The organism is Rhizobium sp. SSA_523, from assembly GCF_030435705.1.
Taxonomy (GTDB): Bacteria; Pseudomonadota; Alphaproteobacteria; order Rhizobiales; family Rhizobiaceae; genus Neorhizobium.
Genome location: NZ_CP129380.1, coordinates 76,814 through 98,881 on the forward strand (window position 1 = coordinate 76,814; position 22,068 = coordinate 98,881).

Here is a 22,068-nt window from a genome sequence, read left to right on the forward strand (position 1 = left end):
GCGCTCCCACAAAGAGCGCTTCAGTTTTTTCTCTAGAAAGGATCCCAAAACGGGAGAACTGACGATGGCCATGGAAACGAGCCTCCAGCAGGAGGCAAAGGACGACCACCTGCTGCTCTGGATCCTGGTGTGGAGCGAGTTGATCGCTTTCGGCATCCTGATCCTGGGCTTCCTCGTCGTCTCGACCTTCGATGCAGAAGCCTTCGAACTGGCGCGTCTGCATTTGAGGCCGGGGATCGCCGGCGCGAACACGCTTGTCCTGCTGGTCAGCGGGTACTTTGTCGCCGTTGCGATGCGCAATCGGCTTGATCTTGAGGCGGTGAAACGGCCGTTGGTCATTGCAGCTCTGCTTGGCTTCTGCTTTGTGGCGGTCAAGCTCTTCGAATATTGGGGTGAGGTCCGCTTCGCTGCCGATGCGACGCTCGATACCTTTTTCGAGCTCTATTTCATCATCACCGGTTTCCATCTGCTGCATGTCGCCTTCGGGGCCATCGCGCTTCTCCTGGTCGCCTGGCGCCCGGCACGGGAAAATCTGGTTCTGATCGCCACACTCTGGCACGTGATCGACCTCGTCTGGTTGGTGATCTTTCCCATTCTCTATCTCGCGTGAGGCCATCATGACCCGCAGACAGCACGAGGAATTGGTGGGTGTGCTCGCCATGCTGATGACCTTCGCGATTGGCGGCGCAATTGTTGCGGCGCTCGCAGGTCCAACCATCGTACCGATTGCCGCAGTTCTTGGGATTGCGTTTGCCAAGGGACGGCTTGTGATTCTCGACTTCCTCGAACTCAGGGGCGGGCATCACCCCATGCGGATCGCGCTCATCTGCTGGTTAAGTATCATTCTGATCGCTGCACTGTCGCGGTCGCTGGTGGTCCTTCTGTTGGCTTGAACATTCGCCCGGTTGCTTGCCGAAGCGCAAAGAACGACGCCGGACACTCTGTATGAAAAGAACATCCCGCAAAGCTGGCGAGGGGATCGCCGGAGCCTTCGAAGCGGGCAAACCAGGTCGGGCCTCTTGCCCGGCAGACGGAAGGACAAGGGTATGGCAGAGCGCCTGACCAAGACCGGAGCGCGCAACGTCTTTTATGGCGGCTCCATTTTCTTTTTTGCGATCTTCGTCGGGCTCACGGCCCACAGCCATTACTACATGCGCACCACCTCTACGGACGAGACGACGCTGACCGCCAGCGTCGCCCGCGGCAAGCATATCTGGGAAAAGAACTCCTGTATCAACTGCCACTCGATCCTGGGCGAGGGCGCCTATTTTGCCCCCGAGCTCGGCAATGTCTGGACCCGGTGGGGTGGCCAGGAGGACCGGGACAGCGCCCGCGAGACGCTTCGAGCCTGGATGGCCGCACAGCCATCCGGCGTCGAGGGCCGCCGGCAGATGCCGCAGTTCAACCTGACCGACGAAGAGATCAACGACCTCGCCGACTTCCTCGAATGGACCAGCAAGATCAAGACGCAGAACTGGCCGCCGAATGAGGCGGGCTGAGCCCTTCGTGACCCAAGGAGACAAACCCATGAAATATCAAAGCCAGAAGGTCGCGATGCTGTATTTCTACGGCGCGCTCGGCCTCTTCCTCGCTCAGGTTCTCTTCGGCGTGCTGGCCGGCACGATCTACGTCCTGCCCAATACGCTCTCCGAGCTCCTGCCCTTCAACATCGTGCGTATGATCCATACCAACGCCCTGATCGTCTGGTTGCTGATGGGCTTCATGGGCGCGACGTATTATTTGCTGCCGGAAGAGGCGGAGACGGAGCTTTACAGTCCAAAGCTTGCCATCGCGCAGTTCTGGGTCTTTTTGGTTGCCGCTGCCGCCGCCGTCGTCGGTTACCTCTTCGGCATCCATGAGGGCCGCGAGTTTCTCGAGCAGCCCTTCATCATCAAGGTCGGCATCGTCATTGTCGCTTTGATGCTGCTGTTCAATGTCACCATGACGTCGCTGAAGGGCCGCAAGACCGTCGTCACCAACATCCTGATCTTCGGGCTATGGGGCGTGGCGATCTTCTTCCTCTTTGCCTTCTACAACCCGACCAATCTCGCGCTCGACAAGATGTACTGGTGGTATGTCGTCCATCTCTGGGTCGAAGGCGTCTGGGAGCTGATCATGGCATCGGTGCTCGCCTTTCTGATGATCAAGCTCAACGGCATTGACCGCGAAGTCGTGGAGAAGTGGCTCTACGTGATTATCGGTCTGGCGCTTTTTTCCGGCATCCTCGGCACGGGTCACCACTATTACTGGATCGGCGCGCCGGGCTACTGGCAGTGGATCGGCTCGCTCTTCTCGACGCTTGAAGTCGCGCCCTTCTTCACCATGGTCATCTTCACCTTCGTCATGACCTGGAAAGCTGGCCGCAAGCACCCGAACCGTGCGGCACTTCTTTGGTCGATCGGCTGCTCGGTCATGGCCTTTTTCGGTGCCGGCGTCTGGGGTTTCCTGCACACGCTGTCGTCGGTCAATTACTACACCCATGGCACACAGGTGACGGCAGCCCACGGACACCTCGCCTTCTTCGGCGCCTATGTTATGCTCAATCTTGCGATCATGGCCTATGCCATTCCTGAAATGCGCGGCCGGCAGCCCTATAATCAGTGGCTTTCGATCACGAGCTTCTGGATGATGTGCACCGCCATGTCGGTGATGACCTTTGCGCTCACCTTTGCCGGTGTCCTGCAGGTGCATCTGCAGCGCGTGCTCGGCGAAAGCTACATGGCCGTCCAAGACCAGTTGGCGCTGTTCTACTGGGTGCGCCTCGGCTCCGGTGCTGTCGTGCTGGTCTCCGCTCTGATGTTCGTCTGGGCCGTATTGGTGCCAGGCAAGGAAAAAGAGCCTGCCTTTGGCGGCTATGTCGAGCCTGCCGAATGATACAGCGGCCCCGCTGGTCATAAAAGCAGCGGGGCTCTTCCAATCTTGAAGGATCAGCATCATGAATATCATCGCGCGTAACATTCAGCCGGATATCCCGGCCTATTCCCCCGCCGGCAACGAATGTGCCCTGTTCGAAACCGCCTGGACACGGCAGTTGCCGCTTCTCCTCAAAGGGCCGACAGGCTGCGGCAAGACCCGTTTTGTCAGCCATATGGCGCAGAAGCTCGGTCTGCCGCTGACCACCGTGTCTTGCCACGACGATCTGGCTGCTGCCGATCTCACCGGCCGATTTCTGCTTAAGGGCGGAGAGACGGTCTGGACCGATGGACCGCTGACCAGGGCCGTTCGAGAAGGTGGTGTCTGCTATCTCGACGAAGTGGTTGAGGCCCGCAAGGACGTCGCCGTCGTGCTGCATCCTCTGACCGACGACCGGCGCATCCTGCCCTTGGAGCGCACAGGCGAAGAGCTCGAAGCGCCGCCGGCCTTCATGCTCGTCGTCTCCTACAACCCCGGCTACCAGAGCCTGCTCAAGGCCCTCAAGCCCTCGACCCGTCAGCGTTTCGTTGCCATCGAATTCGACTTCCTGCCCAAAGCGCGAGAGATTGAGGTTGTCTCGGCAGAGAGCGGACTGTCTGCCTCGGCTGTAGAGCCGTTGGTCGAACTGGCTCGGCGGCTGCGGGCGCTGAAGGGGCATGACCTGGAAGAAGGCGTGTCGACGCGTCTGCTCGTCTATTGTGCAAGCCTCATTGACGCCGGTCTGTCGCCGCGCGACGCCGTTCGCGCCGCCATGATTGAGCCCCTGACCGACGAATCCGATGTGCGCACTGCGCTTCTGGAACTGGCGCAGGCGGTGATCCGCTAGGAGAATGTCATGCTCGATTTCTTAGAGCTTGAGGAGACAGTCGGGCGCGCCTGGCACAGGCTTGCAGGCGACACCCGCACCTGGCCGCGCTATCCCGAAGCGGCCGTCATGCTGGAAGACGTGCTTCCGGTGCTCTCCGTCTGCTTTCGCGGCTTTGGCGGTGAACGGACGGTGCAACTGGTGCCGGCACGGGGCAAGACCTTGCAACACCGGTTGAAGTTTCGCCAACGCATGGGGCTGGGCGAAGAAAAGCTCATTCATCCGGCGCGGGACGAAGCTAGCGTGATGTTGCCCCCAGTCTTGGATCTCATGCCGGAGCAGTCGCTCAATCTCGACCTCTATGTGTGGCTCGCGGCTGCCATGGCGGTGATGCCGCTTCGACCGATGTCCGAAACCGATCCCCTCAGGGCAGATCTCGACCTCCTCGACGCGGCGTCGACCCTCGAAGCCGAGGTCCTTAAAACCTTTCCCGGTCTCGTCGATCGCTATCGCAGGCTTTGCCGCGCCCTTCTTGCGGAGCGCAGACGCGGCTCGCTTCCGCGAGTGGAAGGCATTTTGGAAGACCGCATCATCGATCTCCTGCGCGGGGGCGCAGGCCTTGCTCCGCTTTCGGCTGGGGATGAATTGCCGGACCGGGCACCTGCGGGGTACCTGCCGATGTTGCCGGTGCCGCTTTGGCCTCGGGCGGTCATCAGAGAAGAATGGACCGGCCGTCAGGAGATGGATCAGCCGGTCGGTTCGGGTCAGGCGGATGCACAAGCTGCCGGGCGTCACGTGGCGACACGCGAAAAGGCCTCTTCCGCCAAGGGGGAGCGCAGCCCCTTCATCCTCAACCGCTTTGAAAAGATCTTGGCCATGGCGGAGATGGTAAACGTCGATCGCCCCGCCGACGACAGCGACGATCACGATGCGTCGGCCGCCGATGAACTCGACGAGATGGTGCTCGGCGAGCGCAAGGGCCGACCCTCGGCGAAGTTTCGCTTCGACCTCGACCTGCCGCCAGAGGCGCTGAACCATTCCCCACTCGAAGCCGATCTCACCTATCCGGAATGGGACTATCGTCGCGGGGTCTACCTGAAGGATCATTGCCGCGTGGTGGCAGGTCCTGCTCCGAGCGATGAGGCCAGTCCGATCGCATCGGAGGAGATGAAGGCGCTGATCCGTCGCGTGCGGCGGCAGTTCGAGGCGATGCGTCCCCGCCATGAAATGTTGCGCGCCCAGGTCGATGGCGCCGATCTGGATCTTGATGCGGTGGTGCGTAGCCGAACGGAGCTCGTCGCCAGCGGCGAATGCTCTGATCGCATCCATTTGTCGAGCCGCCCACAGGCTCATGATCTGGCGGTGACGCTCCTCGTGGATGTCTCGCTATCGACCGATGCCTGGTTCAATGACCGCCGGGTGCTCGATGTGGAGAAAGAGGCCCTGCTGGTGCTGGCCGAAGGACTCGCCGCCTGCGGCGACCTGCATTCCATCTTGAGCTTCACGTCCAGGCGGCGCGATTGGGTCCGTGTTGAGACAGTGAAGGATTTCGACTCGCCGATGAGCGCCGTTGTGCGCCACCGGATCGCGGCTCTGAAACCCGGCTATTACACCCGAATGGGTGCAGCAATCCGCCACGCCTCGGCCAAGCTTGCCGAACGGCCAAACAGGAAACACCTGCTGCTGGTTTTGACCGACGGCAAGCCGAATGATGTCGATCACTACGAGGGACGTTATGCGCTTGAAGACACGCGTCGGGCCGTGAGCGAAGCGAGGCGGCGTGGCATCCATGTCTTCGGCGTCACGGTTGATCAGGATGCCAAGACCTATGTGCCTGCCGTCTTCGGCCACCACGGTTATGCTGTCGTGCCCGATATCCGCCGCCTGCCGGCCGCTTTGCCACAAATCTACCGCGCGCTCATCCGCTGATCCGCGATCGCGCAAAGGAAAGCCCGGACCGAGTGATCGGTCCGGGCTTTCTCGTTTTCCGTCGTCCTGTGTCAGGCCGCCGTGGCGTGGGTTCTGCCCGTCTCGCCGAGATAGGCATCGAAGCACGACGCCACCGTTCTAACCAGGAACCTGTGCTCTGTCTCGACGCGTAGCACATCGCCACGCCAGCTCACGATCCCTTCCTCCACCAAAGTCCTAAGCCGCGAATTTGCTTCACCCATGCTCTCGTAGGAGAGCTCGAAGCCCTCCGGCATGGCTCCGAAGTCAACCTGGAAGTCGCACATCAGGCGCTCGATAATCCAGCCCCGGATGCGGTCCTCCAGTGTCAGGCGGTAGCCTTTTGACGTGGCGAGTTCACCGGACGAGATGAGATTGGCATATCTGCCGATCGCGACGTCGTTCTGTGCGTAGCCTTCAGCAAAACGCCCGATCGCTGAGGAGCCGAATCCGATCAGCGTAGATGCGTTGTCGGTCGTATATCCTTGGAAGTTGCGATGCAGTGTCTGGTTATCAGCTGCGATTGAAAGCGTGTCTTCGGGCAGCGCAAAATGATCGAGACCGATGCGGCGGTAACCGGCTTCGCACAGCGCTATTGCGATGGCTTCCGCCTGTGCGTGTCGCTCATGCGCATCGCCAAGGGCTGCCGCGTCGATTAGGCGCTGATGCTTCTTGAAGCTCGGCACATGCGCGTAGCCGAACACGGCGAAGCGGTCCGGACGCATGGCCGCAGCCACACGCGCAGTTTCGATCGCAGACTCCACGGTCTGATGGGGCAGACCGTAGATCAGGTCGAAGTTGACGCTTTTTGCACCTGCTTTGCGCAGATGATAAAGGGCCGTTGCGGTTTGCTCTGCCGACTGGATGCGATTGATCGCCTTTTGCACCTTCGGATCGAAACTCTGCACCCCGAGACTGGCCCTTGTGATTCCCGCCTCGCCGAGAGCCTCCGCCATTTCAAGGGTCAACGTTCGTGGATCGATTTCTACCGCGACTTCGGTCGCGCTGCTAATGCCGAAGGTGGCCGCCAGCGTGGCTGTCAGATCGAGAAATTCAGTCGGCGTCATGATGGTCGGCGTGCCGCCGCCGAAGTGAATATCACTGACGCTCTGTCGTCCCCCCATCGCTTTTCCCACTGAGCGAATTTCCTGCTTTAGGATGGTCAGGTAGTCGAGGATCGGCGCGTCCTTTTGGGTGATCGTGGTGTGGCAACCGCAATACCAGCACATGGATCGACAAAAAGGCACATGCAGATACAGCGACACCGGATCATTTTGCGGAATCGACATCAACCAGTCGCGGTAGGTGCCCGCGCCTATGCTGGTGGAAAAACGGGGCGCTGTCGGATAGCTCGTGTAACGCGGCAAGCGGCTTTCGCCATAACGGCGGATTATGTCTGCATTCATTGTATCGCTCCGGTTTGATGCCGTCACGATAGAGGCCCGCCCCGAGGCCTTCCTTGTCGAAAGGCAAAGAGGAGCGCGGCTTTCCCGGTTTTGCTTGTCACAGCACAACGAACGCTTCGGACGATAGGCTATTCGATTGTCCTGTGGAGCAGCCGAGCTGTCCCGACTGAAGCCCGACCATTGGAAGAAAGCAATCGAATGACTGTTGTCGAAGATCATATACTGAAACTAGATGTGCGTGAGATTCCCCATTGGGAGCGGCATCCCCGCATATTCGGCATGTTGAATTCACTGCTCCCAGACTATGAGCTGATCCTGACCGTCGATCATGATCCGGTTCCGCTCTATTACCATCTTGAAATGCATTATGATGGGATGTTCGGGTGGGAATACTTGATGCGGGGTCCGGAGATATGGGAAGTTCGCATTCGCCGGAAGAAACACGAAGGCTGCAACTGCAACTGCGGTGGTGGTCATTGAGGTCTGTGGGAGCGGTCGGTAAGCGCCGGTCGCTCCAAGCCCACGCATCACCACTAATAATCATGTTGTGGCAGATAGGGAGGTGAAATGTCGACGGCGACCAACTTCAAGATACTCGACGTACGGCCCATCCTTCGCAGAGGTGGCGAGCCCTTTCCCGCGATTATGGACGCCGTTCAGTCCTTGCGGCCAGGCGAAGGTCTGCAACTGTTTGCAACGTTTCGTCCTGTGCCACTGTTGAGCGTCATGGCGCGGCGCGGCTATTCGGCCGAAGTCAAGGAGTTGGACAGCGGTGAGTGGGAGGTTCTGTTCGTTCCGGTTTCTCAGACAAGCACGAAGGTTTTTCACTCCATGGGTGCAGAGGAAGCGGCCGCCTGGCCTGATCCTTTGTGGAGGGTCGACCTTACTGAACATGAGCCACCGGCCCCTATGGAAAAGGTTCTTTCGCTAATTGAACTCATGGAGCCGGGCGAAGTGCTGTTCGCGGTGTTTTCAGAGGAATCGCGCTTTCTCGGTGCGGAGCTGGAAAAGCGTGGTCACCAGTGGGTCGGCAATCTCGACACGTCAAAGCGTGCTTATCGCATGTTGATCCGAGTGGGCGGTGAAGGTTGACGACCGGGTTGCCGCTGAACGTGGCATAGCAGTCTTGCGTTGTGGCTAAGAAAGAGAACAAAAGCGGCAATCCAGAACAGTCCGGACGTCGTGATAAAAGGTGCATGGAATCCAGGAATGAGATCGGCCGTTATGCGCAAGCAGGCAGCGATGAGGAGGAGTGGAACTGGCAGCCGCTGAAACCAGGACCGCTTTTCATTTTGCCCGGTATGAAGCGCGATTGAACGCATCATGATTGCAAGCATCATTCCCGTCACGGCACCGATGGCAAGAAGATGAATGGCTGCGAGCGGGCCGAGCATGCCGAACCCGGTTGCTGCAATCCCCAACATCCCGATAGCCATAAAGCCGTAAGACAGCTGCATCGCTGTGATCATAGACGACCGTAGGATGATTGGCCTGAACCATCTTGCTGCGCGCACGAGGTGCAAGCTGGCTGCGACAAGGGCCGTGATGCCCGTGAGTGCCCCAAACGGTTCAAAGGTCCAGATCATTGCTGCAAGTAAAGTGGCGATCAGGACAAATCGAGCAACCATACGATTTGTAGGCGCGAGGCGTGACCTGCCTGTCTGGGCAAGCCAGTTGTTTGTAAAGCTAGGGATGATCTTGCTCGCGGTCGCCGTGATCAACAGTATGTAAACGGAGAGACCTGCCCGCGCCCAGGCCCCCACATCGCCTCCGTTCATGGCACCGATGTGGAACCCGCCATTGATCAGGGCGAGAGAGGTGAGGCAAAGGATTGGCTTCGCATCCGCGACCCGCCCCGCGACCCAGACCTCTTTCAGGCAGTGATAGGCGAAGAGTGGAAGGAAGATCCAGTCGAGCAGGAGGGTGATGAGAGCACATGTGTCTGTGACCATCAGCATTGAAATGCGACCCGCGATCCAGATGACGGCAAGTCCCGCAAGCGGTCTACCGGACAGGGGAAAGCGACCGGTCCAGTTGGGCACGGTGGTCATCAAGTAGCCGACCAGAACCGCCGGCATAAACCCGAATAGAAGCTCATGCGCATGCCAGGTTGATTGCCCGTAGCCACCCGCAACGTCGAGCCAGCCATTGAAGACGGCGATCCAAATTATGACTGCAGCAACGGCCCATATACCTGCCCCGAGGAAGAATGGCCGGAATCCGTAAGACAGTAAAACAGGGCCATGTTGTCCAAGTCCTCGCGGGATCGCTTTTCTTCCTGTTTTGGTGACGTCTTGCATTTTCTTCCTCGTCCTCTTGCATTGCGTACGGGACCCAGACCTGTCGCCATCGGCCCGATTGATCTAAGTCAAAGTATTTCTTCAAATAGGAATTTGTTTTGGCGGCGGAATGTCGCAGTATCCACGCTAAGATCCTTGCTCCAGCACAACTAAATCCTTGAAGGGTGAAGTACAACAGTACCAGCAGTTCGAGCGGGACGCTCACTGGCTCACAAGGAGATAAGAGCATGACTCAGATCCTCACATTAACAAGACGCACGATGCTGGCCGGAGCGGTTCTGGCGACTGCTCTCATGCCGATGATCACCGCAACCGCGGTCCGCGCCGAGGGCGGCGATATTAAAACGAACGCCGCAGCCGTCGAAGCAGACATTGCCAAGCTGCAACGGGTCAAGGTTGATCTGGTCACGCCGCCCTTCATCCATGCGCATAGTCAAAAGGCCGAAGGTGAACCGAAGGTCGTCGAATTCACGCTGACCATCGAAGAAAAGAAGATCATTGTCGATGACGCTGGTACCGAGGTCCATGCCATGACCTTCAACGGTTCTGTCCCCGGCCCGATGATGGTCGTCCATGAAGGTGACTATGTCGAGGTGACACTCATCAATCCGGCCACCAACAGCTTGCAGCACAATATTGATTTCCATTCGGCAACCGGTGCACTTGGCGGTGGGGCGCTGACGCTGGTCAATCCGGGGGAAAGCGCGGTTCTGCGCTTCAAGGCCACCAAGGCCGGCGTCTTCGTCTACCACTGCGCACCTCCCGGCATGGTCCCGTGGCACGTAACATCGGGCATGAATGGCGCGATCATGGTTTTGCCGCGCGAGGGTCTGAAGGACCACAAGGGCAATGACCTCGTCTATGACAAGGCCTATTATGTAGGCGAACAGGACTTCTACGTGCCGAAGGACGAAGACGGCAACTACAAGAAATACGAGAGCGCCGGTGATGCTTATGCCGATGTGCTTGAAGTCATGAATACACTGACCCCGAGCCATATCGTGTTCAACGGTGCCGTCGGCGCGTTGACCGGCGACCATGCGATGACGGCGGAAGTCGGGGACCGGGTGCTGATCCTGCATTCGCAGGCCAATCGCGACACCCGGCCGCACCTGATCGGAGGCCATGGAGATTATGTCTGGGCAACCGGCAAGTTCGCCAATCCGCCGGAACTCGATCAGGAAACCTGGTTCATTCCTGGAGGTGCCGCAGGCGCCGCCTACTACACCTTCCAGCAGCCGGGCATCTACGCCTATGTCAACCACAACCTGATCGAGGCCTTCGAGAAGGGGGCTGCCGCCCACTTCAAGGTCACCGGCGACTGGAACGACGATCTGATGACCGCGGTGGTCAAGCCGGAAAGCTGATCGAACGGCGGGAGGGCGCTCCTGAGGAGTGCCCTCCCGCAAGTCTACCCCTATTCGATGTGGATCGCTTCCATGCTTGCCTCGATGTCTGCAACGCTCCCGCAAAAAGCCATCGGTTCGCTACTGCTACCGGTCGGGCTCATTGCGGCCCTTTCCGCTGCCGTCGTCATCCAGTCCGGAATGATCCGTTTCGGTTCGCCCGCGCTTGTGGAGCCGCCTGTGATCACAGTGGAAGCAGGCGCGTTCCTCTATCGCCAGCCGGGAGAGTTTTACCGAAGCGGCTTTGCCGTCGATGGTCCGAAGGCGCAAGAGACGGTCACCCACCCGCTCTCGATCATGAAGTTCCAGGTCAGCACTCTGGACTACGACGCGTGCGCGGACGACGGAGCCTGCCCGGCGCGGGAATCGGCCACGCCATCGCGAGCCGACCTTCCGGCGACAGGTATCAGCCACGACGATGCTACCGCCTATGCAAAGTGGCTGTCAGACCAGACCGGCTCGATCTGGCGCTTGCCGGACGACCGCGAACTTGCCTTTGCCGCAGCCGAGGACTTCCCAGACGACGCATTGGGTGTCGATGCCGACAGCGGAAATCCGGCGCTGCGCTGGCTTGCGGACTACGAGCGCGAGGCAGCCCGAAAACGCTCGCGCGATCCCCAACCGCTGCCCTATGGCAGTTTCGGTGAAAACGGCCACGGCCTTGCCGATTTCGCCGGCAATGTCTGGGAGTGGACGTCCACCTGTAACCGGCGTGTCGATCTGGCGAACAACGGAGCCGCAAGCGCCGTCGAAACCTGCGGCGTCTACATCGCTGCGGGCAAGCACCGGGCGCCCCTGAGCTCCTTCATCCGCGACCCGAAGAGCGGCGGCTGTGCAGTCGGTGTCCCGCCGGATCATGTCGGCTTCCGCCTCGTCAAGGACACCCGCTGGTACGCTCCATTCCTATCCTCGATCGGCATCTTGTAATTGGAGATACGCCTGTCGCGTTGGACACTCGACAAGATAGCCTTTATGGAATTGGGTAAAGGCTGTTGATGTGCGCTGGTGGCAGGAGAGGGACGTGTTTTGAAGCTTGACCGAACGATCATCAAGTCCCTGTCGTTGTTTGACAAGATGACTGATGACGAGTTGGATGCCTTGCTCGTTCCTGCCCAGTCTAGGCGCTTGCCGATCGGCGAGTCGGTATTCGAACAAGGACAGCCGGCCGCGCACTTCTTTCTGCTCTTGCACGGTCGTCTGAAAGTCACTCAGGTGACCAGCGCTGGTCAACAGATCATCGTTCGCGTTGTCCATCCAGGCGACCTCTTCGGCTTTGCAAAGGCGCTGCAACGAAATGACTATCCCGGAACAGCTCTTGCTGCCGCGGAGAGCGTCGTTCTTTCCTGGCCGACTGAGCTGTGGCCGAAATTCGTGGAACGCAATCCAAGACTTGCGGTTAGCGCAATGGAGACCATTGGACAAAGGCTTGAGGAGGCGCATGTCCGCATCCGGGAAATGTCTACGCAGGAAGTCGAGAAGAGGGTAGCGCACACCGTGCTGCGACTGGCTCAAAAAGCGGGCCGTTCAGAGGCCGCGGGCATGCGAATCGATTTCCCAATCTCGAGGCAGGATATCGCCGAGATGACGGGAACGACAGTGCATACGGTATCACGCATCTTCAGTACCTGGGAGAGCAGGGGGCTGATCGAAGGTGGGCGACAGAAACTCCTTGTTCGCGATCTTGCCGAACTCGCAGCCTTGGCGGAATCGCTCCCGGAGCGGAGATGAGCGCAGGAAGCGCTCTCGTACTTGATATTGCGCAAAGAGGGCGAAGCAATCTCCGCCTATCTTTTTTCCAACGGAACGAGGTGTTTCCGTGTAAGGAGATGAAAATGAAACTTCGTAGTTTGACCATGGCGGCAGTCCTCTTGCTCTCGGCTCCGGCTCTTTCAATCGCTGCCGATTTCGAAATTAAGATGCTGAACAAGGGCGCTGATGGCGCCATGGTCTTTGAGCCGGCAGGCCTCAAGATCGCGCCCGGCGACACCGTAACATTCACGCCCACCGACAAGGGCCACAATGCCGAAGTCATCAAGGGCATGATTCCGGATGGCGCTGCCGAGTTCAAGGGCAAGATGAGCGAGCAGATCAAGGTAACCTTCGACGTGCCCGGACTCTACGGCGTCAAGTGCGCACCCCATGTCGGAATGGGCATGGTTGCGGCCGTCCTGGTCGGCGATGCCCCTGCCACCAACCTCGAAGCCTTCAACGCCGCCAAGCTGCCCAAGAAGGCCCGCGAGCGCATCGACGCGGCTGTGGCTGCCGCCAAGTAAGCCGCAGGACTATTGCAGGTTTTGTGGCTGACGCCGCCGGGGTCGCTGATCCCCCGGCGGCGTCGACGTTGGAGAAAGTCTTAAGTGCTCGGATAGCAGTATCAATGGCCGCCGTCGGCCAGGAGACCGCTATGGGCGCGGTTGATAGCGTCGCGTAGCTCGTCAACTGCCGATGCGGTCGGCAGCTCCTTCCCTTCCAGTTCCTCCGGCATTTTCCAGCCAGGATCGATCCCTTGCATATTTGGAAGCTCGTGGGCGATGCCCTTATGGCAATCGATGCACGTTGCCTTGCCGTTCAGGAGATAACGAGTGTGGATCTCAGCCGCACGTTCTGTCTGCTTCGACAGGTCCATGGCGGCCGAGGAATGGCAGTTTCGGCATTCGAGACTGTCGTTTGCCTTCAACCTTGCCCACTCATGCTGCGCAAGGCGCAACCTCTGGTCCAAGAACTTCTGGCGTGTATCGATCGTCCCGAAGATCTTGCCCCAAACTTCCTTCGAGGCTTGCATCTTACGGGCGATTTTGTCCGTCCATTCATGGGGCACATGGCAATCTGGGCAAGATGCTCTCACTCCGGATCGGTTCGAAAAATGCACGGTTCTGGTCATCTCCTCGTAGACGTTGGTTTTCATTTCGTGACAGCTAACGCAGAAGGTTTCCGTGTTGGTGAGCTCGAGTGCGGTGTTGAAGGCGCCCCAGAACATCACGCCCCCGACAAAGCCGCCCAGCGTCAAGAAGGCAAGGCTCAGCGTCGCCGCCGGTGTCGTGAGAACGCGCCATATCCAGGCAAACAGATTGCGGAGCCTCTGCATCTTTAATGTTCCTCACCCATCAGCTTCACCCCCATGTCGCTCATGTCGCGAAAGGTGTTGCCGACCAGAGGGTTCGTCTCTGCCTGGGGAACATGGCAGGCCGTGCAGAAGTATCGACGCGGCGAGACATCCGCCAGCATCTGTCCTTCCCTTGTAATGTAGTGCGTCACGCTGATCATCGGTGCACCAGAGCCCTCAGTGAACTCGCGCTTGTGGCAAGAGAGGCATCTATTCGTGTTGACCGATAGTTGGTAGCCTTCGATGGAATGGGGAATGACAGGCGGTTGATCGGGGTAGGCACGCATCTTTCGCACGTCGTCCACATTCCATTTTGGCAAGGGCTTTGCCGGGACGCTCTCCATCTGTTGAGGTGGACCCGACAATTGCGGAACCGATTGTGCGACGACGCCACCACCAAGGAGGCAGACCGCCAGCAAAGCGACGGCACCAAGTCGGCCTCTTGTCAGGCCACGGGAACGATCTTGACTGCGCATTTTTTGAAATCCGTTTGTTTGGAGATCGGATCGGTGGCGTCAAGCGTCACCTTGTTGATCAGCTGGCTGGCATCGAACCATGGAACGAAGATTACGCCGGGTGGCATTCGGTTGCGGCCCCGGGTCTCGACGCGGGTTCGCATTTCGCCACGACGCGAGACGATGGTGATTTCCGCCCCCTGATTGATCCCGCGCTTTCGGGCATCATCGGCGTTCATGAAACAGCGGGCGCCGGGGAAGGCCTTGTACAGTTCCGGCACTCTCATCGTCATCGACCCGGAATGCCAGTGCTCCAGCACTCGGCCTGTTACCAACCAGAAATCATATTCCTCATCCGGCGACTCCGCCGGCGGTTCATAGGGCACAGCCAGGATGACTGCCCGTCCGTCAGGCTTGCCGTAGAAGCGTACACCTTCACCCGGCTTTACGTAGGGGTCATAGCCCTCCCGGTAGCGCCACTTCGTCTCCTTGCCATCAACGACCGGCCAACGAAGACCGCGTTCCTGATGATACACGTCATAGGGCGCCAGATCATGGCCATGCCCACGACCAAACTCGGCATATTCCTCGAAAAGGCCCTTCTGGATGTAGAATCCGAACGCTTCGGCTTCGCGATTGGCATAATCGGCGTCCACTTCGGACAGGGGGTACCGGTCCACCTTCCCATTGGCGAACAGCACGTCGAAAAGCGTCTTTCCGCGGTAGTCCGGGTTTTGCGTCAGGACCTCCTCGGTCCAGACTTCGTCCGTGGTGAATCTTTTGGAGAACTCCACCAGTTGCCAGAGATCGGAGCGTGCTTCACCCGGCGCATTGACCAGTTGATGCCAGACATGCGTTCGCCGCTCCGCATTGCCATAGGCCCCTTCCTTCTCGACCCACATAGCTGCGGGCAAAATGAGATCCGCAGACATGGCCGTGATCGTCGGGTAGGCGTCTGAGACGACAATGAAATTATCGGGGTTCCGATAGCCCAGATAGGTTTCATTGCTGTTATTGGGTGCCGCCTGAACGTTGTTGTTGACCTGAACCCAGTAGAAATTCAGCTTCCCGTCCTTCAGCATCCTGTCTTGTTGCACGGCGTGGTATCCGGGCTTGTCGGGAAGAAGGCCGTCCGGCAGCTTCCATATCTCCTCTGCGTGATGCCGGTGCTCTGGATTGGTCACGACCATGTCCGCTGGCAGGCGATGCGCAAAAGTGCCGACTTCGCGCGCCGTTCCGCAGGCGGATGGCTGGCCCGTCAGCGAAAACGGCCCATTGCCCGGCTCTGAGATTTTTCCCGTCAGCAGGTGCAAATTGTAGATCATGTGGTTTGCCCAGACACCGCGCGTGTGCTGGTTGAAGCCCATGGTCCAAAGCGACATGATCTTGGTGTCGGGATTGGCATAGAGTTCGGCGAGCTGCTCCAGAAAGCCTGGATCAGCGCCTGTCAGTTCGGCCACTTTCTCGAGTGTATAGTCCGAAACGAAGGCCTTGAAGCTGTCGAAGTCAATCGGCTCCATCTTTGTTGGATCACCGGCATTCTTCGCCTTCACCTCAAGCGGATCATCCTCTCGAAGCCCATAGCCGATATCATCCACACCCTTCATGAAGGTCGTGTGTGCTTTAACAAACTCCTCGTTCACGCGACCTGTGGATATGATGTGGTTGGCGATGTAGTTCATGATCGCCAAATCTGTGCTGGGTGTGAAGATGATGGGAATATCCGCCAAGTCCATGCTGCGGTGAGTGAAGGTCGACAGCACGGCAACCTTTACGTGTTCGTGGCCCAGTCGGCGGTCTGCGAGTCGTGTCCAGAGGATTGGGTGCATCTCGGCCATGTTCGAGCCCCAGAGCACGAAGGCGTCGGCGTGCTCGAAGTCATCGTAACAGCCCATCGGTTCATCCATGCCGAAGGTTCGCATGAAAGCGTAAGCCGCCGATGCCATGCAGTGCCTTGCATTAGGATCGAGGTTATTGGAACGGAAGCCGGCGCGCATGAGCTTCGTCGCAGCATAGCCTTCGAAAATCGTCCACTGGCCGGAACCGAACATGCCGACCGCAGTGGGACCCTTCTCGCGCAGCACTTTCTTGCACTGCTCGGCCATGACGTCGAATGCTTCGTCCCAGCTGACGGGTTCGAACTCGCCGTCTTTGGCAAATTGCCCGTTGCGTTTGCGCAGGAGTGGTGTGGTCAGGCGGTCCTCGCCATACATGATCTTCGAGAGGAAGTAGCCCTTGATGCAGTTCAGGCCGCGGTTCACCTCCGCCTGCATATCGCCATGCGTAGCGACGACTTGTCCTTCCTTGACGCCGACCATGACACCGCAACCGGTCCCACAGAACCGGCAGGGCGCTTTGGACCATTTGATCTCAAGCGACTCGACGCCGCCGGGAACAGACTGTGCATTGGCCGGCAAGCTTACGCCGGCAGTGGCCGCCGCAATCGCGGCAGCATGGGCCTTGAGCAGACTACGCCGCGTCAGTTCTGTGTCCATTGATCGAACCCTCCTCCAAACTCTCTGCATGCTCGAAAACCATGTTTGCCGCCATGACGTCCGGAAGACCTGATATTGCGGCCAATGTCGCGCCCATTTCGCAGCTGGACTTGCCTTCGATCACGATGATGATCTTGCCTTGCTCGGCGGCATGTACCTCGACGTTCGGCACCTCCGCCAATGCTTCTAGAACGCCACCAGCTGTTGCCGGCGAGGTTAGAATCACGGCACTTGAAACATGGAAGCGTTCAGGGTTGCGCGTCTGCATCTGGTCCACTCCCGCTCGACATGGAAATTGCGTTTGTCGGACAGCGGCCGACACAGGCGCCGCAGCCGGTGCAGTCGTCTACTGCAACGTCCGGCTGCCATGGCCCGCCGGCTCGCGGACGAAACCTGATAGCGTCGGTCGGACAGTGGTCACGACATGATTGACAGTCGACGCCGTTGAGCGCCAGACAGTGCGACAAGACTTGCGCATTGTAAGGGAAAGAAAGCTCGGCGCTGAAAAAGACGTCGGAACGTGGACAGTTATCGCGACACTCGCCGCAGAAATTGCATCCATCGTGGGAAAAATCGAGCGCCGGCAAGCCAGCCTGCATCGAGATGATTGATGTCGGACAGTGATTAACACATGCCCTGCATTGCTCGCAGATCTCTGCAATGGGACGCACGAGACCTGGGGGATAGATGCGTTCTTCTTCACGCACTCGCCCGCGAAGGAAGGCCCGTCGTGAGAGCGAGGTCACCATCCTGTCCTCCCTACGCAGGCGGACCCGGTGGGCCCGCAATAATCTGGTACATCCATACCAGAAAACCAAAGCTGCCGACCGCTGCGACCGCAAGGATTGGCCAGATTCCGAAAGCCAATATCACGAAAGTTGTCAGTTCTGCCCGGCGCGCGGACCGAATCTCTGTCGCCGACAGCGTCGGATTGTGCTGATTGTTCGTTTCCAATGACGCTCCTCCTCCGTGCATAGCAGTCTGCAAAACGATCACAACGGTGTCAATATTAGTTGATTAACGCGATGTTCTTGAGGCGTATCACTAGCGCCCTTCCAGCAACGGGGCGCCGTCCAACTCCTTCAAGGACAACCGGACGACCAAGTGCTGCGGAAGACCATCAGGTCCCAGTTTAATTGCTCCACTGGCGGCAGAATGGGGCGACTGCTCGGTGCTTGTGCCATCGGCAGTCGGTGCCGGTGCCGGCGCGGTTGCTGGATGAGTTTGCGAGATGCGATCGGCTTGAGCTTGCGACGCGCCTGGCAAGAGCTCGAAAAAGCCCACATCAATGGCAAATGTGGCGGATCCAATCCCAAACAGGCCTCCCCGACTGAGCACAAGTCCGTCTATCTGGCCGTCAGGCCCGATAAGCACATCGGACACAGTGCCAGCGGCATCGCCCTCAACTGTCACCACCTCTTTGCCTTTAAGGCTTTCACTAAGCCAGCTGCCGGGTTCTATGACGCGGATAAAGGCTTCTTTACCCTGCGCTCTGCTAGCATTCTCGCGAATGACGTCATCCGACGGAGTCTGCGCCGATGCCGGTGCTGGGTGCGCATTTTCCTGCGCAGAAGTTGTTGATCCCGTGCCCACAACGGTCAAAAGCACTGACAAGGCACCGATAGTAGCTAAGTTCGAGAAAGTGCTGTTGGTCGCGCACATGGAGGGTCCGATCACAGACGAATTATGACTCATCGCCACCTAACTGACGACTCCCTCGCCAGTTCCCTATCTGGGCGCGATACGCGAACCTGCCGATGGCGTTCAACAGCCTCCCGAGGCCTGCAATGCTAGACGCTCATCATCCGGAGCCTGTCAGGCTTGACGATCTCAAGACTGCGGGCGCTATGCAGCCGGATGATCCCCGCTGCACGTAGCTTTGAGATCGTGCGCGATACTGTCTCAATGGTGAGGCCGAGGTAGTCGCCTATGTCTGCGCGGCTCATCGGCAGGTCAATGACGGCTTCGCATTCTTGGCGCTTGGCGAGGTCGAGCAGGAACACTGCCATTTTCTCAAGCGAGCTTTGGCGCCCGACGACAAGCAGGTGCTCCTGGGCGCGGATCATGGCTTTCAGCGCTATTTCCACCAGTTCGCTAGGCAGTGTTCCAGCTGAGCAACGCCCCACCGCTGTCAAACCTGTGTTCACCATTGCCTCGGCGTAGAAACCGTGGACAGCGCCAATCTCGAAGCCGAAGGTCTCACCCGTCAGATAGAAGGCGACAATCTGCCGTCGCCCATCTGCGAGAAGCCGAAACACGCGAACGGCTCCGTACTGAATGCGGTAAAGCAATCGGGCATCATCGCCCTGCGCGTAAATGACAGTTTCTGGCGCGTGGAAGGTGACCGGGCGTAGGTGAGGCGCGCCTGCACTGCGGGCCGAGGTCGGTCTGTAGGCGTCGTGCTTGAGTGCGGCGGTTGCTGGCATTGGAAGTTCCCCTTTTGATGGGGTTATCATGCCCACCAAGGGGTGGTGCCGCTATTGGGTCGTTCCACTACGTGTGTTCACGTAGAGCTTCGACGGCGTTGGCAATATCAGAGCCCGTGAGTGGTTTTGACAGCACACGAACACTGGCGTCGGCGCCATAATCCGTATCGTCCTCGGCCAAAATGACCAGTTTGACGCCGTGCTGCGTCAGCTTGAAACCGTCCCTCACGTTCGCCTGGGGCAAGCAGGCGTCAATGATCACGCAGTACGCACGTTTCAGTGCCGCCGCAGCAGCGGCCCAGTCGCTGAACTCTTCGACGACCTGTCCATGCGCGTTGAGAGCAAAGCCGATCGACCGGAGCAGCGCCGGATCTTTGACGATGGCAACGACAGTGGAAGAATCGGACAAGACGACACCAGAAATTCAAGCTTAACTCTCACCACGCTTGCCACTTTCTCATCTTCAAGGCCTTGTCCTAAATCAACGGGAAGGCAGATTATGCCGATATCCTAAACGCCGACCAGCAATGACATGCGCACGAGGTCAGGAAGGCTCCGGGCCTTCATTTTGGTCATGACATTGGCCCGATGGACCTCCACGGTGCGCGGACTGATATCAAGGTTGAAAGCGATCGCCTTGTTGGGCTGGCCGGCGACAACGGCTGTGAGGATCTGTCGCTCTCGGTCGCTCAGGCTCGCCAATCGACTACGGATGTCATCTGCGCTGACTGTCCCGGCTGCAGCATCGCCCAGACGTTGAGCGGCTCGCCGTATGGCTTCGATGATGGTCGCATCTTCGAACGGTTTCTCGATGAAGTCGCAGGCTCCAGCCTTCATCGCTTCCACGGCCATCGGAATGTCCCCATGCCCCGTAATGACGATCGACGGAATGGTGGGGGCAATAGAAGACAGTCTTTGGATCAGATCAAGGCCGCTCATATCTGGCATTCGCATGTCGGTGATCAGAACGGCGTCGCGCAGACCCGGTGCCACTTCGGTGAACTGAGTTGCCGAGGGATGCAGCCGCACGGCAAAACCGTTCACCGTCAGCATGAAGCCCAGCGACTTTCGAACGGCATCCTCATCGTCGACGATGTGTACGGTGAAGTCATCAGTGTGCATCTTAATCCTCGTCGTCTTGGGGCAGGATGAAGCTGAAACACGCTCCGCCCAACTCGCTTCTCGAAACCGTCATTTCCCCGCCATGCGCTTCCACGATCCGCCGCGAGATGGACAATCCGATCCCCATGCCTCCGGCTTTCGTCGTTGTGAATGGCTTGAAAATATTGCCGGCGATCTCTGGTGAAATACCTGGCCCAGAATCTTCGACGGTAACAGACAGGGTTTGTCCCGACGCGTGTGCCACGCTCACGCGGATCTCCTTTGCAGCTGTCTCCTTCATCGCTTCGATGGCGTTGCGCATCAGGTTCGTCAGGACCTGCTGGATCTGGATCCGGTCAACAAGCACGCGGTCGTCGCCGGGAGCGAAGTTGAAGATCGTCCGAACGCCTTTTTCTCGCGAACCCACGAGTGCAAGAGCACCTGCCTCTTCGACAAGCTGTCTGAGGCTCTCGGATGTTTTATGCGTTTCGCCTTTCGTGACGAATTCGCGAAGGTGGCGGATAATCTGGCCGGCGCGAACGCTTTGCTCGCCGGCATCCTTCAGCGCGTCCTTGATCTGGAGATCCCGCTCGCTTGTTGCGTCCTGCATCAGACGGGCGCAGCCATGAACATAATTTGCTATTGCAGAAAGCGGCTGATTGAGCTCGTGAGCAAGTGTCGATGCCATCTCGCCCATTTCATTGAGGCGCGCCAGTCGTGCGAGTTCAGCTTGAACCTCCTGAAGCCGTGCGGCCGATTCCTCACGCTCCGTCAGATCCCGCACAAAGCCGGTGAAGAAACGTCTGTCTCCCCGTCTGATTTCTCCGACGGCAAGTTTCATGGGGAAGGTTGAGCCGTCTTTCCGCTGTCCGACGACCACTCGGTCAACCCCGATGATCCTCTTCTCCCCGGTCTGCATGTAACGATGCATGTAGCCGTCATGTTCTTTTCGGTAGGGTTGAGGCATTAGCAGTTTGAGGTTTTGACCGATGGCCTCAGCCTCTGAATAACCGAACTGGCGTACGGCCGCGGAATTGAACGAAATGATGACCCCGTTCTCGTCGCTGACAATGGTCGCATCGAGAACGGTATCGAGGATCGACGTCAGCCGCGCTTCTCGATCCTCAAGAGCCTCTCTTTGCTCATCAAGCTCCCGAAGAACCCGGTCCCGCGACCTTGCAAGGAGGATGGCGAGGAGGACTGCCACAGCGGTCGCGCCCGTCGCGAGGGAAAGCCCTTCCAACACTTTGTCGTGGTTGCTCAGTATCACAAGCGAGAAGCCCAGAAGGGCGGCGGCCAATGCTGGCCCCGTACCGCCCATAAGGGCGGCGGCGAGAACTGGAATGAGAAGAAAGAGACACGCTGTTGGAAGAGCGGCGTTGTCGATCAGCAACAGTGGAACCGCGCAGATGACCGCTGTTCCGGCAATCGCGGCCGCATAGGCGCCGACGGCGGTGACTTGGTGGCTGGTGTTCGATCTTGGAATTGCCATATCGATGAATGAACTCAAAATGTCTGACCGCGCTGTTGGACCCGCATACGGGTGAAGGATCGCCCCACGCGATTCGTTGCCGATGATCGGCAACCAGCGTTACCGTGAACTTGATAGAAGTCAAAACGTCAACGGGCTGTGTGGTTCCGCAATCCCTCTGTGACTTTAGCGGCTGAGACAGCAGCATCCTTCAGGAAACGTCCATCTGGTTGATCTAGC

General features: G+C 58.7%; 25 protein-coding genes. 12 read left to right on the top strand and 13 right to left on the bottom strand.

Annotated elements, in window-relative coordinates; translation table 11 throughout:
• Nucleotides 1-64: 64 nt before the first annotated feature.
• From QTJ18_RS00620 to QTJ18_RS00645, 6 genes are all read left to right on the top strand, one after another.
• Nucleotides 65-610: a cytochrome c oxidase subunit 3 gene (locus QTJ18_RS00620; RefSeq protein WP_176952448.1), complete on the top strand. Its 546-nt coding sequence runs from the start codon at nt 65-67 to the stop codon at nt 608-610.
• 7 nt (nt 611-617) lie between these two features.
• Entirely contained in the window at nt 618-893 is a 276-nt protein-coding gene (locus QTJ18_RS00625; RefSeq protein WP_176952449.1) for a cytochrome C oxidase subunit IV family protein, read from the top strand.
• Nucleotides 894-1,046: 153 nt separating this feature from the next.
• Nucleotides 1,047-1,499: a c-type cytochrome gene (locus QTJ18_RS00630; protein ID WP_252755115.1), complete on the top strand. Its 453-nt coding sequence runs from the start codon at nt 1,047-1,049 to the stop codon at nt 1,497-1,499.
• Between the two features lie 28 nt (nt 1,500-1,527).
• The gene (locus tag QTJ18_RS00635) at nt 1,528-2,874 is read left to right on the top strand and encodes a nitric-oxide reductase large subunit (protein WP_252755114.1); all 1,347 of its coding nucleotides are present in this window, start codon (nt 1,528-1,530) and stop codon (nt 2,872-2,874) included.
• A gap of 61 nt (nt 2,875-2,935) precedes the next feature.
• On the top strand, nt 2,936-3,739 hold the full coding sequence (locus tag QTJ18_RS00640; RefSeq protein WP_252755113.1) for a CbbQ/NirQ/NorQ/GpvN family protein: 804 nt from the start codon (nt 2,936-2,938) through the stop codon (nt 3,737-3,739).
• 9 nt (nt 3,740-3,748) lie between these two features.
• Nucleotides 3,749-5,647, top strand: a complete 1,899-nt coding sequence (locus tag QTJ18_RS00645) for a nitric oxide reductase activation protein NorD (RefSeq protein ID WP_252755112.1) — start codon at nt 3,749-3,751, stop codon at nt 5,645-5,647.
• A 71-nt stretch (nt 5,648-5,718) separates the two neighbouring features.
• Here the strand turns inward: QTJ18_RS00645 and hemN are convergent, their stop codons facing one another.
• Nucleotides 5,719-7,071: an oxygen-independent coproporphyrinogen III oxidase gene (hemN, locus tag QTJ18_RS00650; protein WP_252755111.1), complete on the bottom strand. Its 1,353-nt coding sequence runs from the start codon at nt 7,069-7,071 to the stop codon at nt 5,719-5,721.
• 198 nt (nt 7,072-7,269) lie between these two features.
• On the opposite strand from hemN, the gene QTJ18_RS00655 reads away from it, so the two are divergent.
• Nucleotides 7,270-7,551, top strand: a complete 282-nt coding sequence (locus QTJ18_RS00655; protein WP_252755110.1) for a DUF2249 domain-containing protein — start codon at nt 7,270-7,272, stop codon at nt 7,549-7,551.
• A gap of 87 nt (nt 7,552-7,638) precedes the next feature.
• On the top strand, nt 7,639-8,163 hold the full coding sequence (locus QTJ18_RS00660; RefSeq protein WP_252755109.1) for a DUF2249 domain-containing protein: 525 nt from the start codon (nt 7,639-7,641) through the stop codon (nt 8,161-8,163).
• Here QTJ18_RS00660 and QTJ18_RS00665 read toward each other — a convergent pair.
• A complete protein-coding gene (locus QTJ18_RS00665; protein ID WP_252755108.1) occupies nt 8,127-9,371 on the bottom strand; it encodes an NnrS family protein in 1,245 nt (414 codons plus the stop codon). The genes QTJ18_RS00660 and QTJ18_RS00665 overlap by 37 nt on opposite strands.
• Before the next feature lie 227 nt (nt 9,372-9,598).
• Here QTJ18_RS00665 and nirK point away from each other — a divergent pair, with 227 nt between their 5' ends.
• From nirK to QTJ18_RS00685, 4 genes are all read left to right on the top strand, one after another.
• Entirely contained in the window at nt 9,599-10,738 is a 1,140-nt protein-coding gene (gene nirK / locus QTJ18_RS00670; RefSeq protein WP_252755107.1) for a copper-containing nitrite reductase, read from the top strand.
• 72 nt (nt 10,739-10,810) lie between these two features.
• Nucleotides 10,811-11,704, top strand: a complete 894-nt coding sequence (locus tag QTJ18_RS00675; protein ID WP_252755106.1) for an SUMF1/EgtB/PvdO family nonheme iron enzyme — start codon at nt 10,811-10,813, stop codon at nt 11,702-11,704.
• A gap of 99 nt (nt 11,705-11,803) precedes the next feature.
• Nucleotides 11,804-12,505 carry a Crp/Fnr family transcriptional regulator gene (locus tag QTJ18_RS00680; protein WP_252755105.1) on the top strand — a complete coding sequence of 234 codons (702 nt, stop codon included), beginning with the start codon at nt 11,804-11,806 and terminating at the stop codon, nt 12,503-12,505.
• Nucleotides 12,506-12,603: 98 nt separating this feature from the next.
• Nucleotides 12,604-13,050 (top strand): pseudoazurin, encoded by a 447-nt coding sequence (locus QTJ18_RS00685; RefSeq protein ID WP_252755173.1) that lies wholly within the window; start codon nt 12,604-12,606, stop codon nt 13,048-13,050.
• A 101-nt stretch (nt 13,051-13,151) separates the two neighbouring features.
• On the opposite strand, the gene QTJ18_RS00690 is transcribed toward QTJ18_RS00685, so the two are convergent.
• From QTJ18_RS00690 to QTJ18_RS00740, 11 genes are all read right to left on the bottom strand, one after another.
• Nucleotides 13,152-13,862, bottom strand: coding sequence for a NapC/NirT family cytochrome c (locus QTJ18_RS00690; protein WP_252755104.1), 711 nt, complete (start codon nt 13,860-13,862; stop codon nt 13,152-13,154).
• A 2-nt stretch (nt 13,863-13,864) separates the two neighbouring features.
• The gene (locus tag QTJ18_RS00695; protein WP_252755103.1) at nt 13,865-14,356 is read right to left on the bottom strand and encodes a nitrate reductase cytochrome c-type subunit; all 492 of its coding nucleotides are present in this window, start codon (nt 14,354-14,356) and stop codon (nt 13,865-13,867) included.
• On the bottom strand, nt 14,326-16,830 hold the full coding sequence (napA, locus tag QTJ18_RS00700; protein ID WP_176952467.1) for a periplasmic nitrate reductase subunit alpha: 2,505 nt from the start codon (nt 16,828-16,830) through the stop codon (nt 14,326-14,328). The genes QTJ18_RS00695 and napA overlap by 31 nt, the downstream gene beginning before the upstream one ends.
• On the bottom strand, nt 16,805-17,098 hold the full coding sequence (locus QTJ18_RS00705; protein WP_252755102.1) for a chaperone NapD: 294 nt from the start codon (nt 17,096-17,098) through the stop codon (nt 16,805-16,807). The genes napA and QTJ18_RS00705 overlap by 26 nt, the downstream gene beginning before the upstream one ends.
• Nucleotides 17,079-17,579: a ferredoxin-type protein NapF gene (locus tag QTJ18_RS00710; protein WP_289852207.1), complete on the bottom strand. Its 501-nt coding sequence runs from the start codon at nt 17,577-17,579 to the stop codon at nt 17,079-17,081. Before QTJ18_RS00710 ends, QTJ18_RS00705 begins: the two co-directional genes overlap by 20 nt.
• A gap of 10 nt (nt 17,580-17,589) precedes the next feature.
• On the bottom strand, nt 17,590-17,805 hold the full coding sequence (napE, locus tag QTJ18_RS00715; RefSeq protein ID WP_252755171.1) for a periplasmic nitrate reductase, NapE protein: 216 nt from the start codon (nt 17,803-17,805) through the stop codon (nt 17,590-17,592).
• A 69-nt stretch (nt 17,806-17,874) separates the two neighbouring features.
• Nucleotides 17,875-18,492, bottom strand: a complete 618-nt coding sequence (locus tag QTJ18_RS00720; RefSeq protein WP_252755101.1) for a PRC-barrel domain-containing protein — start codon at nt 18,490-18,492, stop codon at nt 17,875-17,877.
• A 128-nt stretch (nt 18,493-18,620) separates the two neighbouring features.
• Nucleotides 18,621-19,256: a helix-turn-helix domain-containing protein gene (locus QTJ18_RS00725; RefSeq protein WP_252755100.1), complete on the bottom strand. Its 636-nt coding sequence runs from the start codon at nt 19,254-19,256 to the stop codon at nt 18,621-18,623.
• Nucleotides 19,257-19,323: 67 nt separating this feature from the next.
• Nucleotides 19,324-19,665, bottom strand: a complete 342-nt coding sequence (locus tag QTJ18_RS00730) for a hypothetical protein (protein ID WP_252755099.1) — start codon at nt 19,663-19,665, stop codon at nt 19,324-19,326.
• A gap of 101 nt (nt 19,666-19,766) precedes the next feature.
• On the bottom strand, nt 19,767-20,378 hold the full coding sequence (fixJ, locus tag QTJ18_RS00735; RefSeq protein WP_252755098.1) for a response regulator FixJ: 612 nt from the start codon (nt 20,376-20,378) through the stop codon (nt 19,767-19,769).
• Nucleotide 20,379: 1 nt separating this feature from the next.
• A complete protein-coding gene (locus tag QTJ18_RS00740; RefSeq protein WP_289852211.1) occupies nt 20,380-21,849 on the bottom strand; it encodes a PAS domain S-box protein in 1,470 nt (489 codons plus the stop codon).
• Nucleotides 21,850-22,068 lie beyond the last annotated feature (219 nt).

Coding starts and splice junctions, on each gene's coding strand:
- QTJ18_RS00620 (WP_176952448.1), top strand. CDS start 65: ATGGCCATGGAAACGAGCCTCCAGCAGGAGGCAAAGGACGACCACCTG.
- QTJ18_RS00625 (WP_176952449.1), top strand. CDS start 618: ATGACCCGCAGACAGCACGAGGAATTGGTGGGTGTGCTCGCCATGCTG.
- QTJ18_RS00630 (WP_252755115.1), top strand. CDS start 1,047: ATGGCAGAGCGCCTGACCAAGACCGGAGCGCGCAACGTCTTTTATGGC.
- QTJ18_RS00635 (WP_252755114.1), top strand. CDS start 1,528: ATGAAATATCAAAGCCAGAAGGTCGCGATGCTGTATTTCTACGGCGCG.
- QTJ18_RS00640 (WP_252755113.1), top strand. CDS start 2,936: ATGAATATCATCGCGCGTAACATTCAGCCGGATATCCCGGCCTATTCC.
- QTJ18_RS00645 (WP_252755112.1), top strand. CDS start 3,749: ATGCTCGATTTCTTAGAGCTTGAGGAGACAGTCGGGCGCGCCTGGCAC.
- hemN (WP_252755111.1), bottom strand. CDS start 7,071: ATGAATGCAGACATAATCCGCCGTTATGGCGAAAGCCGCTTGCCGCGT.
- QTJ18_RS00655 (WP_252755110.1), top strand. CDS start 7,270: ATGACTGTTGTCGAAGATCATATACTGAAACTAGATGTGCGTGAGATT.
- QTJ18_RS00660 (WP_252755109.1), top strand. CDS start 7,639: ATGTCGACGGCGACCAACTTCAAGATACTCGACGTACGGCCCATCCTT.
- QTJ18_RS00665 (WP_252755108.1), bottom strand. CDS start 9,371: ATGCAAGACGTCACCAAAACAGGAAGAAAAGCGATCCCGCGAGGACTT.
- nirK (WP_252755107.1), top strand. CDS start 9,599: ATGACTCAGATCCTCACATTAACAAGACGCACGATGCTGGCCGGAGCG.
- QTJ18_RS00675 (WP_252755106.1), top strand. CDS start 10,811: ATGCTTGCCTCGATGTCTGCAACGCTCCCGCAAAAAGCCATCGGTTCG.
- QTJ18_RS00685 (WP_252755173.1), top strand. CDS start 12,604: ATGAAAATGAAACTTCGTAGTTTGACCATGGCGGCAGTCCTCTTGCTC.
- QTJ18_RS00690 (WP_252755104.1), bottom strand. CDS start 13,862: ATGCAGAGGCTCCGCAATCTGTTTGCCTGGATATGGCGCGTTCTCACG.
- QTJ18_RS00695 (WP_252755103.1), bottom strand. CDS start 14,356: ATGCGCAGTCAAGATCGTTCCCGTGGCCTGACAAGAGGCCGACTTGGT.
- napA (WP_176952467.1), bottom strand. CDS start 16,830: ATGGACACAGAACTGACGCGGCGTAGTCTGCTCAAGGCCCATGCTGCC.
- QTJ18_RS00705 (WP_252755102.1), bottom strand. CDS start 17,098: ATGCAGACGCGCAACCCTGAACGCTTCCATGTTTCAAGTGCCGTGATT.
- QTJ18_RS00710 (WP_289852207.1), bottom strand. CDS start 17,579: ATGGTGACCTCGCTCTCACGACGGGCCTTCCTTCGCGGGCGAGTGCGT.
- napE (WP_252755171.1), bottom strand. CDS start 17,805: ATGCACGGAGGAGGAGCGTCATTGGAAACGAACAATCAGCACAATCCG.
- QTJ18_RS00720 (WP_252755101.1), bottom strand. CDS start 18,492: ATGTGCGCGACCAACAGCACTTTCTCGAACTTAGCTACTATCGGTGCC.
- QTJ18_RS00725 (WP_252755100.1), bottom strand. CDS start 19,256: ATGCCAGCAACCGCCGCACTCAAGCACGACGCCTACAGACCGACCTCG.
- fixJ (WP_252755098.1), bottom strand. CDS start 20,378: ATGCACACTGATGACTTCACCGTACACATCGTCGACGATGAGGATGCC.
- QTJ18_RS00740 (WP_289852211.1), bottom strand. CDS start 21,849: ATGGCAATTCCAAGATCGAACACCAGCCACCAAGTCACCGCCGTCGGC.